A 19,358-nucleotide genomic window follows, 5' to 3' on the forward strand; every position below is an offset into this window, starting at 1 on the left:
CTATTCGGCAGATTTGCCCGACTCCCACGGGGCGGCCGGCGTCGGTATGCCGGCCGCGTCCGCCTCGCGCTTGAGCAACTCGACCACGTACCAGCCGATGGGCTGCCGGGCCTTTTCCGCCAATTTCTCCGCGACCTCGCTCCACCCCGCCGGCATGAAGACGGAGTCCCGCTTGCTACGGCCGCCGGCCGAATTCGGTTTCTTTTTGGCCATGAGTTGCATCGTATAACCCCTTGCCGCGGAATGCGATAGCCCAATCATACGCAGGCATTCCGAGGCAAGCAAGGGAAATCCACTTGACGCCACGGCTAGCCGAGGCTAGCATAGGCTCAACATCGGCAATCCGGCCCCACACGGAACCGGCCCGATGCCTGGCGGCAAGGAAGTCGCCTCGCCCGGCCTGTCGCACGGAGTGCGGCGGGCTTTGGGCGTTTAGAGAGAACCCCGGAGGCCCCATGACCACGTCCGACCCAAACGGCCGCCGCGAGGTCGGCGTTACCTTCGACCCGCCCGGCGACAGCATCGGCACGGCCCAGGAGGTCAAGGGCACCCACCCGTTCCGGTTCACCTGCGGCGCGTACTCGCTCCGGCTCACCCTGGGCCAGGCCGAGCGGCTCCGCCGGGACATCGCCGTCGCGCTGGACCGGTACACGGAGTGGAAGACGCAGCCCCCGCCGCTGGTCGCGTGGAAGGTGGTCCCCCGGCACGACCCGACGTTCCTCGTGAACGGCTGGCTGCCGCGGCTCCACTACGCGGGCAACGATCGTTACCGGCTCGTGAAGAAAAGCGAGGGGGTGTTCCTGCTCCGGATCGACGGCGGGGAGTGGACGCGGGTAAGGGACGTGGCCGAGGGGCGGGAGATTTGCGAGCGGCACGCGGCGATCGAACAACAGAGACTCAGCGCGTCGGGCGGCGTGCCGGTGCCGGAACAGCGGCCGGGAGCGTCAGCTTCCCCGCCCGACGCGCGGGATCAATCAATCCTTCACATCGAGGAGGCCGAGCATGGAGACGTTGGAGTTCCTGTTCAGGTTTCTCTTATGCTGGCTGGCGGTTGACCTGATTTCTCTACCGTTTCTCGTTCTGATGATCCGCCGCGCGCCGCTGGTGGAATTCGACATCGACTGAAATGAGGCCGGCCGGGTACACCCGATTGGGGACACCCGGCCGGCCTCATCGTCACAACCCAGTACACCCGGAGGGATTCGAACCCCCAACCCTCGGTTCCGAAGACCGATGCTCTGTCCAGTTGAGCTACGGGTGCGGCTCCCGCTAGTCTACGAGCCGCACCCGGCCGGCTCAAGCCTCACGGCGACGTGAACGGGCGGGCGATCGGGTTCGCCGCCGCCGGCTTCACCGTCGCGGCCGCCGGGACGACGGCGCTCGGAGCGGCCGGCGCAGCCGCCGGGCCGGCGTACATCGGCGTCCACCCGTTGACCGCGTACGTCCGCTGCGGGACCACCGGGCCGACCGCGACCGTACACGCCGCCGGCGGGCAGCTGCCGGTGTCGCACGCCTTCTTCTTCCCCTTCGCGTGGCCGACCGCGGCGCACGGCGGCACGGCCGTCGGCTCCTGGCAGGTGCGGAAGTACGCACTCACGGGGGCCTGGTACGGCTCCGGCACCAGCACAGGCAGGAATTGCTCCCGGCACGGCTTCCAACAGAGCCACGCCTTCAGTCGGTCCCAACACGGCCCGCCGTGGGCCGCGGCTCGCACCGGTGTTGCCGCGGTCACGACCGCCGCCCGCGGGGTCGGGCAGCTCGTGCCGGAACAGGCGGTCGCGGTGCGGCCGCCGAACCAGCCCATCACCTGTCGGAGGAAGCCGGGCCTCTTCTCGCACGGGCCGCACGCCTCGGGCGGGCACGGCACGGTCGGGCAGACGGGCAGCGGCTGGCCGATCACAGGCGGGGCCAGGACCGGGTTGCAGTACGCCGGGCCGCACGGCTTCGCCGCCGGCGGGCAGTCGGCCGCCGGCCGCGGCGGGTTGCCGCGGGCGAACGCCGGGGCGAGGACGAGCATCAGGGCGACCAACTTGTACCGATTCATCGCGACCTCCGAACGGGGCGTGCGGGTCCGTGCGTGAGGTTCTATTTCGGCGGCCGGCCGCACGACCGTGACGGCGATCACGCCGGGCACGAACGATTGAACCCGGACGAGCGGCGGGACCGCTACAGGGCGCAAGGGTTCGCCAGGTTAACGCGGGCGGGTCAGGCCATGCCGGGCAGCGGCGGCTGAAACGACGTGCGAATCGGGGAAAGGCTCAAGTTCGACGCCGGCCGGTCGGGCGACCGCGGGCGGACGCGAACCGTCCGCGTCGGCCGGTCCTGGCCGGCGGTGACGAGGACCGTCCGCGGCGACAGGTCGGACAACACCTCGGACGCCGTCGCGTGGGCCAACTCCGGCGTGTTGCACTCGCGGCTGAGGTGGAGTTGGAACAACGCCTGGAGCGGCGTCGTGCGGTTCAGCAGCAGGTCCTGGGTGAAGTCCGCGGCCTGGCGGTTCGACAGGTGGCCGTGCGTGCCGAGGACGCGGGCGATGAGTTGTTGCGTCCGGCGGCTGCGGCGCTGCATCTCGACATCGTGGTTGTACTCGACCGCCAGCACGTCCACGGACCGGAACGCGGCCGCGAGGGACTTCGGGACGTGGCCGAGGTCCGACGCATGGCCGACCGACCAGCCGAGGCCGTCGGGGGCCGTGCCGTCGAACCGGAACGCGAACGTCGGGTCGCTGTCGTGCGGGACGCGGACCGGCAGGCAGCGGAGGCCGTCGGCGAGCGCGAACGGCTCGCCGTCGTGGAACGTCCGCACGAGGTTCGCCTTCGCGAGGGCCGGGAACTCCGGGGCGTGGTCGTGCAGTTGCGCGACGTGGGCCGGGTGGACGATCAGCGGGATTCGCAGGCGGAGCAGGTGGAGGAGCGTCAGCCCCTTCCAGTGGTCGCCGTGCAGGTGGGTGAGGAGGACGGCCGAGACGTTCGGCCACTTCGCGCCGGCGGCGGCGAGGCGGTCCGAGAGCGACCGCGGACCGATCCCGCAGTCGATGAGCAGGCCGAACCCGTTCGCGGAGAGGAACGCGGCGTTGCCGCTGCTGCCGCTCGCGAGGATGGTGAACTCCGCCGACATTCAATCCGCTCGTTGGGATAGGGAAGGATTTGTTGTAACCGAGCGGGAGGGAAAAATGCAGCCCAGTAGGGCGGGTCAAGGCTTTGCGCCGACCCGCCGGGGCTGACCGCGCCGCGGCGGGTCGGCGCAAAGCCTTGACCCGCCCTACGAGGGACGCCGCAGCGGCCGCGCGAAGATGTCGAGCGGCTGGAGCCGCTCGTACAGAGCTAGCTCGTCCTCGCGCGTCGTCGGGCGGAGCGGCGAGCGGACCGGGCCGCAATCGACGCCGATCATCTTCATGATCGCCTTGCCCGCCCGCAACCCGCCGAAGTCGATCAGCGCGCGGACCAACTTCGCGCTGCCGTACTGGTGCCCGCGGGCGGCGTCGAGGTTCCCGTCCCGTACGGCCGCCAGCATCCGGTGGTACACCGGCGCGGCGTAGCAGTACGTGCTGCCGACGGCCCCGGTCGCGCCGAGGGCCACGGCCGCGAGCAGGAACTCGTCCACGCCGAACATCACCTCGAACCGCCCGCCGTCGAGCTGCACGCACTCCTGGAGCGTCAGCAGGTCCGGGTTCGAGAACTTCACGCCGGCCAGGTTCGGGATCACCTTCGCCGCCCGGCGCAGTACCTCCGTGGTGTGGAGATGCACGTTCGTCGTGGACGGGATGTCGTAGTAGTAGAACGGCAGGGCCGGGGCGGCCGACGCGACCTCGCTCAGGAACGCCACCAACTCGTTCACGCCGGCCGGCTTGAAGTAGTACGGGGCGGTCACGGCGACGGCCGCCGCGCCGACGGATGCCGCGTGCGCGATCAGGTCGCGGGCTTCCGGCACGCTCGTGTGCCCGGCGTGGACGATCACTTTCAGCTTCCGGCCGGCGACGGCCATCCACCGCTCGGCGACCAGCTTCCGCTCGGCCGTGCTGAGGGACGAACTCTCGCCGGTCGTGCCGCAGACGAACGCCCCGCCGACGGTCGTGTCCGTCAGCACGGCGGCCTGGTCCGGGACGCGGTCGAGGGCGAGCGTGCCGTCGGCGTGGAACGGCGTGAACGGGGCCGCGATCAGCCCCGCGAACCGGGCGGTCATGGGGACCCGTCTTTCACTTGCCAGAGTTTGATCGTCCCGTCGCGGCCGCCCGTGAAGAGTTGCTTCCCGCCGTCGGTGAAGTGGACGGCGTGGACCGTGCCCTTGTGCCGGGAGAACTGCCGGAGTTCCTTCCCGTCCTCGACGTTCCAGACCTTGACCAGCCCCTCCTGCCCGGCGGTGGCGAGCACCTTGCCGCAGCAGCTGAACGAGATGGCCCAGATGCCCTCCTCGTGGGCGTCCTTGATCGTCTTGATCGGCGTGCCGTCGGACGTGTTCCACAGCATGACGTTGTGGTCCCAGCTCGCCGTCGCCAGCGTGTCCCCCTCCGGCGAGAACGCGACGCCGTACACCGGCCCCTCGTGGCCCCGCATGATGCCGCGGTTCTTGCCGGTGTTCCGCTCCCACAGGATGACCGTCTTGTTCGTGCTCCCGGACGCGATGAGAAGGCTGTCCGGGCCGAACGCGACGGCGTTGATGATCCCGGCGTGCTTGAACACCTTCTCCGGCGTTTCCGGGCGGGCGATCGACCAAATCTTCACGTTCCCCATCCGGTCGCCGGTGACGACGTGCGTCTTCTCCGGGTTCATGGCCGCGGACCGGACGGACACGTCGTTCTTGATCTCGGCGATCGGCTTGTCCGAGACGATGTCCCACACCTTGACCGAGCCGTCGTCGCTCGACGAGATGTACGTCTTGCCGTCCGGCGCGAGGTCCACGGACCAGACCGGGCCGTCGTGCTTGCCGAGGGTCGTGATCGTGCCGTTGTTCTTCAAGTCCCAGCTGACGATCGACCCGTCCTCCAGCCCGGCGATGACCATCTTGCCGTCCGGGGACGAGGTGAGCGACCAAACGGCCCCGCTCAGCCGCTTCGTAGTCTGCAACTCGTTCGGCCCGCGAGGTTCGCCGCCGTTGCTGGGGGCCGCGACGGCGACGCCGTTCTTCGCGACCTCCGCCGGGACCTCGACCCGGACCTCCCGCGTCGGGCCGAAGGCGACCGTGCCGAGGCTGCCGAGGAGCGCGCCGAGCAGGAACGTCGCCGCGAGGAACACCGCCGCCTTCCGCTGCGACCGCGACCGGATGATGTTCCGCCACGTCCGCGACGGGCTGAGCGGGCACGCCTCGACCTTGTCCATCGACGGCGGCTTGATGCAGGCGTAGTGCTGGGCCAACTCGTTCGCCAACTCCGCGGCCGACTGGTACCGCTTCTCCGGGTCCTTCTCCAACAGCTTGTCGAGGATGTCTTCGAGCCAGTCGGGCACGTCCGGGTTGACCTTGTGGATCGGCTCGTGCAACTCGTCGGTCAGCCGCCGGAGGACGACGAGCGGCGTCTTCCCCTCGAACGGCGGCCGGCCGGACAGCGACTCGTACAGCACGCTGCCGAGGCTGAACAGGTCGCTCCGCACGTCGATCTCGTCCCCGCGGGCCTGCTCCGGGGCCATGTACAGCGGCGTCCCGGCGACGAACCCGGTCCGCGTCAGCTTCAGGTCCTCGGCGGCGCGGGCGAGGCCGAAGTCGGTCAGCTTCACCTTGTTCGTCAGCTTGTCGATGAGGATGTTCGCCGGCTTGATGTCCCGGTGAATCAGCTGGTGCTCGTGGGCGGCGGCGAGGCCGGCGGCGGCCTGCATCCCGATGCGGACGGTCTCCTCGACGGTCAGCTTCCCCTGGCGGCGGAGCCGGTCCTCGAGCGTCTCGCCGTTGACGAGTTGCATGACGAAGTACGGCAGGCTGGCCGTCTCGTCCTCGCTCACCTGGTAGACGGCGACGATGTTGTCGTGCGACACCTTCGCGGCGGCGCGGGCCTCCCGGCAGAACCGCTGGCGGGCCGTCTCGTTCGCCTTCAGCTGCGGGTCGAGAATCTTGATCGCGACTTCCCGCTGCAGCGACTCGTCGAACGCGGCGAGGACGACGCCCATGCCGCCGCGGCCGACGACGCGGATCACGTCGAACGCGCCGAGCCGCCCCAGGCGGCCGGGCTTGTCCGTCGGCTGGAGGAAGTCGAGCTTGAGGTCCTCGTGCGGGTTCAGGTTCGGGACGCTGTCGGCCGTGCCGTCGCTGGGGGTCACGCCGGTGACGGCGAGTTCGACCTGGCTCATCGCCTCCCAGTACGCCGACTCCTTCGGGGCGGGCGGCTCGCACAGCTTCCGCATGCACGCGGAGTAGAGCTTGTCGCCGTCCGCGGCGATCTCGTCGAGCCGGCACTGGCAGCCGGGGCACTGGTCGAGGTGGCCGGTGAGTTGCGCCTGGCGGGCGTCGGTCAGGTGGCCGCGGGCCAGCCGGCGGAGTTCCTCCGCGGACGGGCAATCGCAGTCGGTGTGGGTGGTGGCGTCGGCGGACATAACGGCGTCTCAATGTTTCTCGCGAGCGGGCGGGGTCGCGGCAACTACCATGCCTCCGCCTCGGCTTCTAGTTTCTTCACTTCTTCCCGTAAACGGGCGATGACCCGGCTCTTCGCCACGTACACCGCCCCGGTGGACATTTTCAACTCCGCCCCGACCTCCTGCGGCGTCCGGCCCTCGACGGCGGTTCCCCAGAACGCGGCCCACGTCGATTTCTGGAACTCGCCCTTCACCCGGTCCATCGCCTTCGCCGACAGCTGCCGCTGGTACTCTAGCTCCCAATCGTTGCCGGCGTCGTCGCGGTCGGGGATCGTGTCAAGCCGTTCCTGGGCGGCCGAGTCGCCGGACGCCTTCGGCCGGTGCCGTTGGCCGTTCAGGAAATTGTAAACCTTGTTCCGGGTCACGGTGTACAACCACCCGCGGAAAGTGCCGCGTTTCGGGTCGTACTCCATCTTGTTCGCGTTCCGGGCGACGCTGCGGAGGACTTCCTGCATCAGGTCGGCGGCGTCCGCGTCCTGCAGGCCGCGGTTCCGGGCGAACCCGTAGACGACCGGCCCGTACAGGCGGAGGAACTCCCGCCACGCGTCCGTGTCGCGCCCGTCGCGGATCCGGGCGAGAAGCGTCGCCCGTGTTAACGGCGCTTCGGCCATGCGCTTCCTTCGGAGAATACCTTCTCACCGGGGCCGCCTAACACCGACGACGCCGTGCGAACTCGGGTTAGAAGGCATTCTAGGCAGAAAGTTGCGCGGGGGTACGGGCGGGGTCACGGCACGACGCGGATCACGACCTTCCCGAAGTGGGAGCCGGCTTCCAGGTGCGCGAACGCCTCGTCCGCGGCGGCGAACGGGAATACGCGGTCCACGACCGGGGAGATGCGGTGGCGGGCGAGGAACGTGGCGAGGGCGACGAAGTCGTCGCGGGACCCGACGTAGATTCCGGACGCCGTGGCGTTCCGGGCGAGCAGCGGGAACAGGCTGTCGGTCGGCGGGCCGAACCCCGTGAGGACGCCGATGAGCGCGACGTGCCCGCCGGCCGCGACCGACGCCAGCGACTTCCCGAGCGTCCCGCCGCCGCCGACCTCGATAACGTGATCGACGCCCCGCTTGTTCGTCAGTCGGTAGACTTCCTTCTCCCAGTCGGGGGTCGTCTTGTAGTTGATCCCGTGCGCGGCCCCCAAGTTCTTCGCCTTCGCCAGCTTCTCGTTGCTGCCCGACGTGATGATGACCTGCCCGCCGAACGCCACGGCGATCTGCAGGGCGAACACGGACACGCCGCCGGTCCCGAGGGCGAGGACCGTGTCACCGGCCTTCAGCCCGCCGCGGGTGACGAGGCCGGCCCACGCGGTGACGGCGGCGCACGGTAGGCACGCGGCCTCGTCGTAGCTCAGGTAGTCCGGGACCGGCACGAGCGATTCCGCCGGCAGGTCCGCGAACTCCGTCAGCATCCCGTCCGCCCCGTGCCCGCCGAGTGCGGATGCGTGGTGGCTCATGTCGAACCGGCCGCCGGTCCAGAGCGGGAAGAAGTTCGGCATGACGCGGTCGCCGACCTTCACGGTCGTGACGCCTTCGCCGACGGCCACGACCTCGCCGGCCCCGTCGGACAGGGGAACCTTGCCGGTCACGTCCCGGCCGGCCTTGTTCTTGAGGTGGATCAGGTCGCGGTAGTTCAGCGACGTGGAGTGAACGCGGACGATCACCCGCCCAGGCGACGGCGCGGGGTCGGGCCGCGTCATCCGGGCCAATCGGAACTCGTCGCCGACTTTCACGAACTCGTAGCACTGCATGGCTAGATCACCTCGATCATCTCGGCCTTCTCGTACCGCACCTTCGGCAGCTTCCCGGTCACGTCCGCCTCCGCCCGGTAGCCGGCCGTCGCCACGACGACGCTGTGATACCCCTTCGCCGGCAGGCCGAGAATCTCGTCGTACTGCTCGTGCTGGAACCCTTCCATCGGGCAGGCATCGACGCCGACCATCGCGGCCGCCGTGAGGAACACGCCGAGGGCGATGAAGACTTGCCGCGTCATCCACTCACGGACGTGTTCCGGCGTCGCCCGCGTCAGCGACCCGACCATCATCTTCTTGTACCCGTCCAGCTTCTCGACCGGAATCCCGCGGACGGCCGACGAGCGTTGAATCAGCCGCTCCGCGTCCGGCGGGCCGACCGTCGCCTTCACGGCGAAAACGACCAGGTGCGACGCGTCCACGACCTGCCGCTGGTTCCACGACACGGGCAGCAGCTTCTGCCGCGTGGCCGGGTCCGCCACGACGAAGAACTTCCACGGCTGAAGTCCGTAGGACGACGGCGACAGGACCATCGAATCTTCGAGCACCCGCCAGGTGTCGGCGGGGATCGTGCGGGTCGGGTCGAACTGCTTCACCGCGTACCGCCAGTGAAGTTGTTCCAGGACGCTCGCGGGGGCGGCAGCAGCCATCCGTTCTCCAGGGTGCAGGGACGAGAGGATTCGTGCTGCTGATGTTAGTTAGGTCTACAGCGGTCGGCCCAGGGGCTTTCAAGAAAACCCATAGTAGTAGGCACACTCCGTGTGCCGTCTCCTTTCCGCCACCGGGTCCATGTGCAGGTTTCCGCGGCGCTCGGCAGACGGCACACGGAGTGTGCCTACTACTATGGCCGCCCGCGTCCGCCGCCGGTAAGTTTTCGGCACTCCCGCCAGCGAGACTCTCCCATGAAAGCGATCCAGCTCGAACGGCCCGAGGCGTTCCGCGTCATCGACGTGCCCGAACCGCCGCCGCCCGGCCCCGGCGACGCCGTCGTGCGAATCCACCGCGTCGGCATCTGCGGGACCGACTTCTCCGGCTACCTCGGCAAGATGCCGTTCTTCAGCTACCCCCGCATCCCCGGCCACGAACTCGGCGTCGAGGTCGTCGCCGTCGGCGCGGGCGTCACGACCGTCAAGGTCGGCGACCGGTGCAGCATCGAGCCGTACATCAACTGTCAGACGTGCTACTCGTGCGTCCGCGGCCACACGAACTGCTGCATGAACCACCAGACGCTCGGCGTCCACCGCGACGGCGGGCTGCAACGGCTGTTCACCATCCCCGCCCGCAAGCTGCACGTCTCGACGAAGCTGACGTTCGAGCAACTCGCGCTCGTGGAAACGCTGGGGATCGGCTGCCACGCGATCAACCGGGCCGCGCCGAAGGCGAGCGAGACGATCCTCGTCATCGGGGCCGGGCCGATCGGCCTGAGCGCCGTCGTGTTCGCGAAGCTGTCCGGCGCGAAGACCGTCGTGCTGGACATCAACGAGCAGCGGTTGGCCTTCTGCCGCGAGCGGATGGGCGTCGAGTACACGATCCGCGCCGACGGGACGGAGTTGAAGAAGCTGGAAGAGTTGACCGGCGGGAACTGGGCCGACGTGGTCGTGGACGCGACCGGCAGCAACAAGTCGATGGTCAACGCGATGAACTACGTCGCGTTCGCCGGGCGGCTGGTGTACGTCGGCATCACGAACCAGGAGATCGCGTTCACCCAGCCGCTGATGCACCGCCGGGAGATGAGCTTCCTCGCGAGTCGCAACGCGGTCACGGCCGAGTTTAAGCAGATCATCGGACTGATCGAGAGTGGGAAGATCGACACGAAGCCGTGGATCACGCACCGCGCCGGGTTCGACGAGATGATCGGGCTGTTCCCGACGTGGATGAAGCCCGAGACCGGCGTCATCAAGGCCGTCGTCGAGATCGAGTAGTTGATTCCATTTTGCATTTTTCATTTCGACTTTTGAATTGGTCCGGTCATGTCCTGAACCAATTCAAAAGTCGAAATGAAAAATGCAAAATTCAAACGCCGAGAGTGCCATGAAGTCCGCCGTCACGGTCAGTCTCGTCCCCGAAGCCAAGAGCGGGCCGTTCGTGTTCCACGACGACCTGCCGGCCGCCTGCCGCACGGCGAAGGAACTGGGGTTCGACGCGGTCGAACTGTTCGCCCCCGGCCCGGACGCGGTTCCGGCGAAGGAGCTGCGAGCCGTTCTCACTGACAACGGGCTGTCACTTGCGGCCGTCGGCACGGGGGCTGGGTGGGTGCGGCACAAGCTGACGCTCACGAGCGCGGACGCGGCGGTGCGGACGAAGGCTCTCGACTTCGTAAAGGAAATGATCGACTACGGGGCCAACTTCGACGCCCCCGCGATCATCGGGTCGATGCAGGGCCGGTGGGGCGACGGCACGGATAAGGCCGCCGGGACCGCCTACTTGGTCGAAGCGTTGGACAAGCTCGGCGGCCACGCGAAGGCGCTGATTTACGAGCCGCTGAACCGGTACGAGACGAACTTCGCCACGCGGTTGGAAGAGGGCGTGGAGGTGTTGAAGCGGGCCGGCCGACCGAGCGTGAAGCTGCTCGCCGACCTGTTCCACATGAACATCGAAGAGGTGAACCTGGCCGCCGCGATCCGCGCCGCCGGGCCGCACGTCGGGCACGTCCACCTCGCGGACTCGAACCGCCGCCCGGCCGGGTTCGGCCACACGGACTTCGCGGCGGTGGCCGCGGCGCTGCGGGAAGTTGGTTACGTCGGATATGTGTCGGCGGAGGCGTTCCCGTACCCGGACTCGAACCGGGCGGCGGAGGCGACGATGGCGGCGTTCCGCGAATGGTTCGCGTGAGCGGTTACGGCAGCAAGTCGGCGACCGGGATCGTGCCAACTTGCTGACCGTCGAGAACGAGCGGCACGACCTGACCGGAGCGGTAATCGGTGCGGGTCGCGTAGGTCGGCGGCGAGACGGCCGGTTGCGGGTCGGCGTAGACTTCGACCTGCATGTCAGCGACGTTCACGATCCAGTAGACGGGCAGACGGTTCTTGGCGTAGGCGGTGAGCTTGATGGTGCGGTCGGTGGCGAGTGTTGTGTCCGCGACCTCCGCGACCAACAGCACGTCGGCCGGTTGGGGATGGCGACCGGTAAACGTGCGCGGCCCGCCGACTACGACCGCGAAATCGGGTTCCGGCTCGCTATCCAAGAGCGTCACGGCTTGCTGACTTCGCAACATGCACCGAACCGGAAGTAGTGGGGCCAGGGCGAGGCGGAAGAGGTCGATGGCCGAATCGTGGGAAGGGTTCCGGGACATTTTTCGCACCAGGAAGCCGTCGATGAGTTCGACCGGGTCGCCGCTCTTGAGAATGCCCGCCGCGAGCATGGCGTGGTACTCGGCCACCGTGAAACGCCGCAACCCCGCCCACTCCGGCCGGCCGAGGTTACGCAAATCGCTCGGGCGGCGGCCGCCCTTGTGACAGATGTAGCCTTCCAACAATTCCAGCGATTCTTCCGGGTCGAGGATGCGATTGTCGGCGAGTCGATGGTATTCGGCCACCGTGAACCGGTGAATCGGCTCGTAGTCTTCAAAGATCGAACGTGATGCGGAAACGACGGCGGTAGACATACGCACCTCCACCCGGATCGTACCCGGTTAACGAAGAAAGCTCAACCGTGAGACACGGTTGAGCTTTCAGCAAAGCACGCCACACAGTGCTTACTTGTCCCGCTTCCCGGCCTCGCCGAGGGCGGCTTGCGCCGCGGCCAGCCGCGCGATCGGCACGCGGAACGGGCTGCAGCTCACGTAGTCCATCCCGACGCCGTGGCAGAAGAACACGCTGTCCGGGTCGCCGCCGTGCTCGCCGCAGATGCCGACCTTCAGGTGCTGGCCGTGCTTCGCCTTCCGCGCCGAGCGGCCCTTCTGGATGCCGAGGTCGATCAGTTGGCCCACGCCGTTCACGTCGATCGACTGGAACGGGTCCACGCCGAGGATCTTCTCCTTCAGGTACGTCGGCATGAACCCCTTGATGTCGTCGCGGCTGAAGCCGAACGTCATCTGGGTCAGGTCGTTCGTCCCGAAGCTGAAGAACTCCGCCTCCTCCGCGATTTTGTCGGCCGTCAGCGCCGCGCGGGGCAGCTCGATCATCGTGCCGATCTGGTACTCGACCTTCGTGCCGGCCTTCGTCATCGCCTCCTCGGCGACGGCGATGGCCCGCTTCTTGAGGAGCGTCAACTCTTCCAGCACGCCGACGAGCGGGATCATGATTTCGGGCAGCACGGTCTTGCCCTTCTTCTTCACTTCAATCGCGGCCTCGATGATCGCCCGCACCTGCATGTCGCCGATTTCCGGGAAGACGATCGGCAGCCGGCAGCCGCGGAACCCCATCATCGGGTTCATCTCGTGGAGCTCATCGACGCGCTCGAAAATCTTCTCGACGCTGACGCCGATCTGTTTGGCGACCGCTTCCGCGCCGGCGCGGTTGTCCTTCTGCGGAAGGAACTCGTGCAGCGGCGGGTCGAGCAACCGAATCGTCACGGGCAGCCCGGCCATTGCCTCGAAGATGCCGACGAAGTCGGCCTTCTGGAACGGCTCGATCTTCGCCAGCGCCTTCTTGCGGCCTTCCTCCGTCGTGGACAGGATCATCTCCCGCACGGCGGCGATGCGGTCCTCGCCGAAGAACATGTGCTCCGTGCGACACAGGCCGATGCCTTCCGCCCCGAACTCGCGGGCCTTCAGCGCGTCGGCCGGGCTGTCCGCGTTCGTCCGAATCTTGAGCTTCCGGCCTTTGTCCGCCCACGTCATGAGCGTGCTGAAGTCGCCGGTCATGCTCGGGGCGATCGTCTCGACCTTGCCGATCATCACGTCCCCGGTCGTGCCGTTGATCGTGAGGTAGTCGCCGGCCTTCACGACCTGCCCGGCGATGGTGACGGTCTGGTTCTTCTCGTCGATCTTGACCGCCTCGCACCCGACGACACACGGCTTGCCCCACCCGCGGGCGACGACGGCCGCGTGGCTCGCCTTGCCGCCGGTGCTCGTGAGGATGCCCTTCGCCAGGTGCATCCCGGCCACGTCCTCCGGACTCGTCTCCTTGCGGACGAGCAGGATCGGCTCGTTCGGGTGCTTCTCGGCGAACTCGACCGCCGCTTCCGCGGACAGGATGACCTTCCCGCTCGCCCCGCCGGGGCTGGCGGCGATGCCTTGCGCCACCGGCTTGACCTTCGACTTCGGGTCGAGTTGCGGCTGGAGCAGGTGGTTGAGGGAGTCGGCCGGGACGCGCTTCACGGCCGTCGTCTCGTCGATCAGCCCTTCCTTCACCATCTCGACGGCGATGCGGACGGCCGCCGTCCCGGTCCGCTTGCCGGACCGGGTTTGCAGCATGTACAGCGTGCCCTCCTGCACGGTGAACTCGATGTCCTGCATCTCCTTGTAGTGCTTCTCCAGCGTCTGCCGAATCTCCATCAGTTGCTTGTAAACCTTCGGCATCTCGCTGTCGAGCTTCGCCATCGGCTCCGGGGTGCGGATGCCGGCCACCACGTCCTCGCCCTGGGCGTTGATGAGGTAGTCGCCGTAGAAGACGTTCTCGCCGGTGTTCGGGTCGCGGGTGAACGCGACCCCGGTGCCGGACGTGTCCCCCATGTTGCCGAACACCATCGCCTGGACGTTGACGGCTGTGCCCTTGAGGCCGGTGATCCGTTCGATGCGGCGGTACTCGATGGCCTTGTTGCCGTTCCACGAGTTGAACACGGCGTTGATGGCGAGCATCAGCTGCTTCTTGGCGTCCTGCGGGAAGTCGTCGCCGACGTGCTTCTTGTAGACGGCCTTGTACCGCTTTACGAGTTCCTTCAGGTCGTCGGCCGACAGGTCGGTGTCGAGTTTGACCTTCTTCTCGGCCTTCATTGCGTGGATTTCGTGCTCGAACGCCTCGTGCTCGCAACCCATCGCCGTGCTGCCGAACATGTCGATGACGCGGCGGTAGCTGTCGTAGGCGAACCGCGGGTTGCCGGTCTTCTTCGCCAGCCCTTCCACGCTCGCGTCGGTCAGGCCGAGGTTGAGGATGGTGTTCATCATCCCCGGCATGGACAGGGCCGCGCCGGACCGGACGCTCACGAGTAGCGGGTCGGCCGGGTCGCCGAACTTCTTGCCGCCGAAGTCGGCCTCCATCTTCTTGACGGCCGCCTCGATCTCCGGGATGGCCGCCTCGGGGATCTTCTTGCCCTGCTCGTAGTAGGCGGCGCAGACTTCCGTGGTGATGGTGAAGCCGGGGGGGACGGGGATGCCGATCTTGCACATCTCGGCGAGGTTGGCCCCCTTGCCGCCGAGGAGTTCTTTCATCTTGCCGTCGCCGTCGGCCGCCTTGCCGCCGAAGGAGTAAACGTGCTTCTGAGCCATGGAACCGAGTCTCGTAATGGGAAAGCGTTGAAAGCACCCTGCGTATCCGGGATAATTTACGGAGGGCCATGCGAATGGCAAATCACCCGACGAACAGGTGCGGGGCGACCGCGGAAGTGAGGGATGACAGATGTTTCGCGCGGAAATCCGGATGGAAGGGTTGGACGGTGGGAAGGCTGCGGAGTTGCGAGGGAAAGTCGAGCGGGCCAACCATTTCCTGGAGGTCGAGCTGTCGTCCCTGGGGTCCTTCGACATTTCGGCCTGCTGGCGGCTCGTGCCACAACGCGAGGGCCGTTCCCAAGTGCTACTGGACCTCACGGCCGACTACCTGGGCAAACCGATGGGATTGGTTGGCTACCCGCTCGACGTGGAAATCTTTTCGACGGACGCCAAGATTCGGGCGGGCCTGGACCGACCGACCTGGGTGTTCGCGAACCTGCTGACGTATTTGAACAAGGTCGAGTTGAAGTACGACCAGGACCGAGTCAACCGGTCGCTCGCGGTGGGGGTATAAACGCCGATGAACGCCCAAGAATTGACGACGGAGTTGTCGAGGCTTCAGGAGCGTCTCAAGAATCACCAGGACTTGACGGAATTGAAGCTCAATCACGTCGGAGCGGTCGTTGCGGAACTGAAGTCGCGGCAAGAGGAGATCGAGTCGTTGCGACAAAAGCTCAGCGACTCCGCGGCCAAGATCGCGTCCCTTGAAGAACGCTGTCGCGCGTTGGAAAAGCTCTCCGACCGGGGGTGGGGGTTGACCCAAGCGATCGTGCTTGCGGTACTTTCCTTACTGGGTGGGGCGGTCATCACTCTCATCGTTCAGCTATCGCTCAAGAAGTAGTTGCTCACATTCCTTCAACAAGGACCGTTATGGCAAACTCCATCAACCTCACGGCCTTCCGGTTCGTGGTCTCGCTGCTCCAGAAGAGCTTCGCGGACGTGAAGGAAGAAGACATGCGGCTGCGGCCGACGCCGGCGATGAACCCGCCGGTCTGGATTCTCGGCCACATCGTCGCTACGTTCGGCTTCGTCCCGAAGATGCTCGGCGGCGAGTTGGCGTGCCCGCCGGAATACCTCAAGTGGTTCGGCCCCGGCTCGAAGCTGGAAGACCTGCCGGCCCAACTGCCGTCCAAGAAGGAGTTGCTGGGGAAGCTGAGCGAGGCGGCCGAACGTGTTCTCGTTGCCGTGCCGCGGGTGGGCGACGAGGACTGGGCGAAGCCGAACCCGATCCCGTTCTTCCCGACGGAGTTGCCGACCTTGCGGGACATCACCGAGAACCTGCTGTGTAACCACACGATGCTGCACGTCGGCCAGATGACCGTCTGGCGGCGGACGCAGGGCCTGCCGGCGATCATCGTCGTGCCCACCGCGTCGTGAGCCTCCATTTCCCCGCGCGGCGGAAAAATCGCCGCCGCGCGTCGTCTCCCTCTTTGACATGACCGCCCGGCCTCTCGCGGAGCTGATCGACCGGCACGCCGCCGCGCTCGTGCTGTACGCGCGGCAGTGGTGCGGCACGCCCGAGGACGTGGTCCAAGAAGCGTTCTGCAAGTACGTGACGCTCCCGGCGGAACCGACGGACCCGGCCGCGTGGCTGTTCCGCGTCGTGCGGAACGCCGCGATGGACGCGGGCAAGGCCGCCCGCCGCCGCCGACACCGCGAGGAGCGGGTCGCAAGGGTCGAGTGGTTCGCCGAGGCGGAAGTCGATGGCCTCGATGCCGGGGCCGCCGTCGCCGCGCTGGCGTCGCTCGCCCCGGACCAGCGGGAAGTCATCGTCGCCCGGCTGTGGGGCGGGTTGAAGTTCGAGCAGATCGCGGAGGCGGCCGGGTGCTCGGTTAGCTCCGCGCACCGCCGGTACGAGGCCGGGATCGCCGCGCTGCGGGAAAGGCTGGGTGTCGCATGTCCGAAGACGTGATCGGCAAGTTAGGACGGTTCACCCCGACGGCCGTGGACCGCGACGCCCTACTGTTCGCCGCCGGCCGGGCGTCGGTTCGCCCGGCGAGATTTTGGAAGTGGGCGACCGGGGTACTCGTCCTGTCGCAGCTCGTCACGCTCGGCTTGTGGCTCGCGCCGAAGCCGGAACCGCCGCCGCCCGTCCCGGTGATTCCTTCCGTTCCGGTCGAAGAACATGCGATCCCGAAGGCCGACCCGTACAGCCTGTTGGCCCTGCGACAGAACCCCGAACCGCGAAGTTCCGCGAACGATTCCCCGACCGCCCCGCGGCCGCCGCTCCTGGCGTTCGCCCGCGACTTCCAACCATGACCGGAGTTGATCCATGCTTGTCCTGATCGCCTTGATGCTCGGCATCGCCGCCCCCCCCGCGCCGCCCCCGAAGGAAGCGCTCTGGGCTCCGCCGAAGGACGAGAAGCAGTACCGTAAGGTCGTCCGCGAACCGAAGGACGGCAAGCTGACCGTACCGCTCGTGCTGCACCCGACGGGCGTGAAAAAGCCGCTGTCGCGGTACTACCTGACGCCGCAGTACACGGAGATGAAGCCGGGCAACCGCGTGCCGACGTTCATGCGGGCCTACATGGAACAAGACCCGTTCTACGCCCGCGAGCTGCGCGAGAAGCGCGACCACCTGGGCGACCTCGTCCTCGAAGACCTCGTCGCGCAGATCAAGACCAACGGCGAACTCGGCACCGCCATGATGATCGGCGGGCTGGCGTACCGGCAACTCGACCGGGACCAACTCTTCTACACCCGCGGCCGGCCGCTCGGTGACGTGGACGAGGGAGCCCGCCAGCTCACGGCCGACTGGCAAATCTGGTTCAACCTCCGGGAGGACGGCATCGGCACGCTGCTGCCGGAGGTGCAGAAGATGCGCGAACACGCCACGCTCTTGAAGATTCGGATGCGGTACGAACTTGGGACCGGCGACTTCGACAAGGCCGTCTACACGGCCCGCACGTTCTACGGCCTGTCTTCCGCGTTCGAGTCGCACCCGACGCTCATCGGCCTGCTCGTCGGCATCGCCATTCAGTCGATCTGCACGGACGGGATCGAGGAGATGATCCAACAGCCCAACTGCCCGAACCTGTACTGGTCGCTGACCGAAATCCCGGCGAATGTGCTGAACAGCCGCGTGGCCCACGGCGGCGAGCGCATCCTCAGTGAGGTCATGTTCAAGCCGTTCCTCGAAGCCACCGGTCCGATGTCGGAGGAAGAAACGTTCCGCCAACTGAAGCTGTACGACGCGGCCGGGGCAATGACCGAGTTCATGAACACCACGGGCACGAGCCGCCTGAAGTACAACCTCGACGCGCCGATCCGCTCGACCGACAAGAAGAAGGTCGCCGCCGCCCGCCAGTTGCTGACGGACACCGGCATGAAGCCGGATCGCGTGAAGACGTTCACCGACCTGCAGGCGATCATCACCGCCGACATCCGCCGGTACGAGCTGCTGCTCGACGAAATCCTCGTCACGAGTTCGCTACCGTTCCCGGACGCAATGAAGGTCGGCGACGCCGCCGAGAAGCGGGTCAAGGAAGAGGGCGGGCCGATCGCGCAGTTCTTCCTGCCGACCAACCGCAAGGTGGTGGCCGCCCAGGCACGGCTTCAGCAACGGGTCGCGTACCTCCGCGTCGTCGAGGCCGTCCGGCTGTACGCCCACGACCACGACGGCAAGCTGCCGGAGAAGCTCGCCGACTGCACCGTGCCGATCCCGCTCGACCCGGTGACCGGGAAGGCGTTCGAGTACGCCGTCAAGGACGGCGTCGCCACGCTGCACGGCGGCGTCCCCAGTTCCCAGCCGAACGACGCGATGGCGAACCGCCATTACGAGATTCGCGTGAAGAAATAGCGCCCTCGACAGCCGCCGTCCTGACTGCTATCACGCCGCGATTCGCGAAACCGGAGGACTCGGGATGCGCGTCGCGGCGGTCGTCGTTCTCGCCCTGTGCGGCTGCCAGGACAGCCGGTTCTTCCGCACCGCGCGGGGCTTCATCAACAAGCCCGTGGACGTGTCGAAGACGACGGAAGCGGACATCGCCGCCGCTGCCCGCGTCGATCAGGTCGGCCGACAAATCCTCGCCGCCAACCTCTTCTGCGGCGTGGACGCCGCGTTCCAGGTCGTCGGCGACAAGGAGCCGATCCTCTTCCACCGCGGCCAACAGAGCGTCTTCATCTCCGACTCCCTCGTGAACCAGTGCGCGACGGACGAGGAACTCGCGGCCGTTCTGTGCTCCGAACTCGGCAAGATGGTCGCGGAGAAGCGGAACGCCGCCCGCATGGGGTACGCCGACCCACTCATGAACCTGAACTTCGCCGGCAGCGGCGAGGCCGGCGGCATCACGGCCGACCAGTTCCGGCTCGCGGAGCTGGCCGAGCACGAGAAGCGGACGCCGAAGAAGGCCGTGGACAAGGTGCTGGCCGAATCGACCGACCCGCGGAAGATCGCCGTCGAGATGATGAAGACGACAGGGTTCGACGAGGCCCAGTACCCGAAGGCCGAGAAGTTACTGAAGGGGCTGAACAAGAACCGCGAGATGGTCAAGCAGCTCGACGGCGGCGCGGCGAAGCCGGAGTGGTCGAACTGACCTGGCCCGATAAGCACCCGGTCGGGCCTTGTTGTCTTATTCCCTCCCCCCTTGGGGGGGAGGGTTAGGGAGGGGGGTGAGCTTCCCACTCCCGGTGAGGATCGCGTCCGGGGAAGGGAGGTGGGGGGGGGGGGGCCCCCCCCCCCCCCCCCCCC

At 67.3% G+C, this 19,358-nt stretch carries 20 protein-coding genes and 1 tRNA gene; 10 read left to right on the forward strand and 11 right to left on the reverse strand.

What is annotated here, in order from left to right; all coding sequences use genetic code 11:
• Complete coding sequence (locus AC5JJ2_RS19250; RefSeq protein WP_495859644.1) at positions 1-213, reverse strand: hypothetical protein; 213 nt, start codon at positions 211-213, stop codon at positions 1-3.
• 242 nt (positions 214-455) lie between these two features.
• Between AC5JJ2_RS19250 and AC5JJ2_RS19255 the strand changes: the two genes are divergently transcribed.
• On the forward strand, positions 456-1,055 hold the full coding sequence (locus tag AC5JJ2_RS19255; RefSeq protein WP_495859645.1) for a hypothetical protein: 600 nt from the start codon (positions 456-458) through the stop codon (positions 1,053-1,055).
• A 132-nt stretch (positions 1,056-1,187) separates the two neighbouring features.
• Here AC5JJ2_RS19255 and AC5JJ2_RS19260 read toward each other — a convergent pair.
• The 8 genes from AC5JJ2_RS19260 to AC5JJ2_RS19295 form a co-directional block, all read right to left on the reverse strand.
• Positions 1,188-1,261: transfer RNA gene (locus tag AC5JJ2_RS19260), tRNA-Arg, on the reverse strand.
• A gap of 42 nt (positions 1,262-1,303) precedes the next feature.
• Positions 1,304-2,044, reverse strand: coding sequence for a hypothetical protein (locus AC5JJ2_RS19265; protein ID WP_495859646.1), 741 nt, complete (start codon positions 2,042-2,044; stop codon positions 1,304-1,306).
• 161 nt (positions 2,045-2,205) lie between these two features.
• Entirely contained in the window at positions 2,206-3,117 is a 912-nt protein-coding gene (locus AC5JJ2_RS19270; protein ID WP_495859647.1) for an MBL fold metallo-hydrolase, read from the reverse strand.
• Between the two features lie 144 nt (positions 3,118-3,261).
• Positions 3,262-4,182, reverse strand: coding sequence for a dihydrodipicolinate synthase family protein (locus tag AC5JJ2_RS19275; protein ID WP_495859648.1), 921 nt, complete (start codon positions 4,180-4,182; stop codon positions 3,262-3,264).
• Entirely contained in the window at positions 4,179-6,518 is a 2,340-nt protein-coding gene (locus AC5JJ2_RS19280; protein WP_495859649.1) for a protein kinase domain-containing protein, read from the reverse strand. The genes AC5JJ2_RS19275 and AC5JJ2_RS19280 overlap by 4 nt, the downstream gene beginning before the upstream one ends.
• Positions 6,519-6,562: 44 nt before the next feature.
• Positions 6,563-7,168, reverse strand: coding sequence for an RNA polymerase sigma factor (locus AC5JJ2_RS19285; RefSeq protein WP_495859650.1), 606 nt, complete (start codon positions 7,166-7,168; stop codon positions 6,563-6,565).
• 113 nt (positions 7,169-7,281) lie between these two features.
• Complete coding sequence (locus AC5JJ2_RS19290) at positions 7,282-8,301, reverse strand: zinc-dependent alcohol dehydrogenase family protein (protein ID WP_495859651.1); 1,020 nt, start codon at positions 8,299-8,301, stop codon at positions 7,282-7,284.
• A 2-nt stretch (positions 8,302-8,303) separates the two neighbouring features.
• Entirely contained in the window at positions 8,304-8,951 is a 648-nt protein-coding gene (locus AC5JJ2_RS19295) for an NAD(P)H-dependent oxidoreductase (protein ID WP_495859652.1), read from the reverse strand.
• A 252-nt stretch (positions 8,952-9,203) separates the two neighbouring features.
• Here AC5JJ2_RS19295 and AC5JJ2_RS19300 point away from each other — a divergent pair, with 252 nt between their 5' ends.
• The gene (locus AC5JJ2_RS19300; RefSeq protein ID WP_495859653.1) at positions 9,204-10,223 is read left to right on the forward strand and encodes a zinc-binding alcohol dehydrogenase family protein; all 1,020 of its coding nucleotides are present in this window, start codon (positions 9,204-9,206) and stop codon (positions 10,221-10,223) included.
• Positions 10,224-10,332: 109 nt separating this feature from the next.
• Positions 10,333-11,133, forward strand: a complete 801-nt coding sequence (locus AC5JJ2_RS19305; protein ID WP_495859654.1) for a TIM barrel protein — start codon at positions 10,333-10,335, stop codon at positions 11,131-11,133.
• A 4-nt stretch (positions 11,134-11,137) separates the two neighbouring features.
• On the opposite strand, the gene AC5JJ2_RS19310 is transcribed toward AC5JJ2_RS19305, so the two are convergent.
• Positions 11,138-11,905 carry a Uma2 family endonuclease gene (locus AC5JJ2_RS19310; protein ID WP_495859655.1) on the reverse strand — a complete coding sequence of 256 codons (768 nt, stop codon included), beginning with the start codon at positions 11,903-11,905 and terminating at the stop codon, positions 11,138-11,140.
• Positions 11,906-11,995: 90 nt separating this feature from the next.
• Entirely contained in the window at positions 11,996-14,668 is a 2,673-nt protein-coding gene (gene ppdK / locus AC5JJ2_RS19315) for a pyruvate, phosphate dikinase (protein ID WP_495859656.1), read from the reverse strand.
• A 130-nt stretch (positions 14,669-14,798) separates the two neighbouring features.
• On the opposite strand from ppdK, the gene AC5JJ2_RS19320 reads away from it, so the two are divergent.
• From AC5JJ2_RS19320 to AC5JJ2_RS19350, 7 genes are all read left to right on the forward strand, one after another.
• Positions 14,799-15,182: a hypothetical protein gene (locus AC5JJ2_RS19320; protein ID WP_495859657.1), complete on the forward strand. Its 384-nt coding sequence runs from the start codon at positions 14,799-14,801 to the stop codon at positions 15,180-15,182.
• A 6-nt stretch (positions 15,183-15,188) separates the two neighbouring features.
• On the forward strand, positions 15,189-15,509 hold the full coding sequence (locus tag AC5JJ2_RS19325) for a hypothetical protein (protein WP_495859658.1): 321 nt from the start codon (positions 15,189-15,191) through the stop codon (positions 15,507-15,509).
• A gap of 29 nt (positions 15,510-15,538) precedes the next feature.
• A complete protein-coding gene (locus AC5JJ2_RS19330) occupies positions 15,539-16,045 on the forward strand; it encodes a DinB family protein (RefSeq protein ID WP_495859659.1) in 507 nt (168 codons plus the stop codon).
• 58 nt (positions 16,046-16,103) lie between these two features.
• The gene (locus AC5JJ2_RS19335; protein ID WP_495859660.1) at positions 16,104-16,580 is read left to right on the forward strand and encodes an RNA polymerase sigma factor; all 477 of its coding nucleotides are present in this window, start codon (positions 16,104-16,106) and stop codon (positions 16,578-16,580) included.
• Entirely contained in the window at positions 16,565-16,927 is a 363-nt protein-coding gene (locus AC5JJ2_RS19340; RefSeq protein ID WP_495859661.1) for a hypothetical protein, read from the forward strand. The genes AC5JJ2_RS19335 and AC5JJ2_RS19340 overlap by 16 nt, the downstream gene beginning before the upstream one ends.
• A gap of 13 nt (positions 16,928-16,940) precedes the next feature.
• Complete coding sequence (locus AC5JJ2_RS19345) at positions 16,941-18,467, forward strand: hypothetical protein (protein WP_495859662.1); 1,527 nt, start codon at positions 16,941-16,943, stop codon at positions 18,465-18,467.
• A 64-nt stretch (positions 18,468-18,531) separates the two neighbouring features.
• The gene (locus tag AC5JJ2_RS19350; protein ID WP_495859663.1) at positions 18,532-19,203 is read left to right on the forward strand and encodes a hypothetical protein; all 672 of its coding nucleotides are present in this window, start codon (positions 18,532-18,534) and stop codon (positions 19,201-19,203) included.
• The last annotated feature ends 155 nt before the right edge of the window (positions 19,204-19,358 follow it).

This window comes from Limnoglobus sp., assembly GCF_059499385.1.

What these genes read in the sequence shown, in the direction of transcription:
- AC5JJ2_RS19250 (WP_495859644.1), bottom strand. Translation starts at nt 213, where the DNA reads ATGGCCAAAAAGAAACCGAATTCGGCCGGCGGCCGTAGCAAGCGGGAC.
- AC5JJ2_RS19255 (WP_495859645.1), top strand. Translation starts at nt 456, where the DNA reads ATGACCACGTCCGACCCAAACGGCCGCCGCGAGGTCGGCGTTACCTTC.
- AC5JJ2_RS19265 (WP_495859646.1), bottom strand. Translation starts at nt 2,044, where the DNA reads ATGAATCGGTACAAGTTGGTCGCCCTGATGCTCGTCCTCGCCCCGGCG.
- AC5JJ2_RS19270 (WP_495859647.1), bottom strand. Translation starts at nt 3,117, where the DNA reads ATGTCGGCGGAGTTCACCATCCTCGCGAGCGGCAGCAGCGGCAACGCC.
- AC5JJ2_RS19275 (WP_495859648.1), bottom strand. Translation starts at nt 4,182, where the DNA reads ATGACCGCCCGGTTCGCGGGGCTGATCGCGGCCCCGTTCACGCCGTTC.
- AC5JJ2_RS19280 (WP_495859649.1), bottom strand. Translation starts at nt 6,518, where the DNA reads ATGTCCGCCGACGCCACCACCCACACCGACTGCGATTGCCCGTCCGCG.
- AC5JJ2_RS19285 (WP_495859650.1), bottom strand. Translation starts at nt 7,168, where the DNA reads ATGGCCGAAGCGCCGTTAACACGGGCGACGCTTCTCGCCCGGATCCGC.
- AC5JJ2_RS19290 (WP_495859651.1), bottom strand. Translation starts at nt 8,301, where the DNA reads ATGCAGTGCTACGAGTTCGTGAAAGTCGGCGACGAGTTCCGATTGGCC.
- AC5JJ2_RS19295 (WP_495859652.1), bottom strand. Translation starts at nt 8,951, where the DNA reads ATGGCTGCTGCCGCCCCCGCGAGCGTCCTGGAACAACTTCACTGGCGG.
- AC5JJ2_RS19300 (WP_495859653.1), top strand. Translation starts at nt 9,204, where the DNA reads ATGAAAGCGATCCAGCTCGAACGGCCCGAGGCGTTCCGCGTCATCGAC.
- AC5JJ2_RS19305 (WP_495859654.1), top strand. Translation starts at nt 10,333, where the DNA reads ATGAAGTCCGCCGTCACGGTCAGTCTCGTCCCCGAAGCCAAGAGCGGG.
- AC5JJ2_RS19310 (WP_495859655.1), bottom strand. Translation starts at nt 11,905, where the DNA reads ATGTCTACCGCCGTCGTTTCCGCATCACGTTCGATCTTTGAAGACTAC.
- ppdK (WP_495859656.1), bottom strand. Translation starts at nt 14,668, where the DNA reads ATGGCTCAGAAGCACGTTTACTCCTTCGGCGGCAAGGCGGCCGACGGC.
- AC5JJ2_RS19320 (WP_495859657.1), top strand. Translation starts at nt 14,799, where the DNA reads ATGTTTCGCGCGGAAATCCGGATGGAAGGGTTGGACGGTGGGAAGGCT.
- AC5JJ2_RS19325 (WP_495859658.1), top strand. Translation starts at nt 15,189, where the DNA reads ATGAACGCCCAAGAATTGACGACGGAGTTGTCGAGGCTTCAGGAGCGT.
- AC5JJ2_RS19330 (WP_495859659.1), top strand. Translation starts at nt 15,539, where the DNA reads ATGGCAAACTCCATCAACCTCACGGCCTTCCGGTTCGTGGTCTCGCTG.
- AC5JJ2_RS19335 (WP_495859660.1), top strand. Translation starts at nt 16,104, where the DNA reads ATGACCGCCCGGCCTCTCGCGGAGCTGATCGACCGGCACGCCGCCGCG.
- AC5JJ2_RS19340 (WP_495859661.1), top strand. Translation starts at nt 16,565, where the DNA reads ATGTCCGAAGACGTGATCGGCAAGTTAGGACGGTTCACCCCGACGGCC.
- AC5JJ2_RS19345 (WP_495859662.1), top strand. Translation starts at nt 16,941, where the DNA reads ATGCTTGTCCTGATCGCCTTGATGCTCGGCATCGCCGCCCCCCCCGCG.
- AC5JJ2_RS19350 (WP_495859663.1), top strand. Translation starts at nt 18,532, where the DNA reads ATGCGCGTCGCGGCGGTCGTCGTTCTCGCCCTGTGCGGCTGCCAGGAC.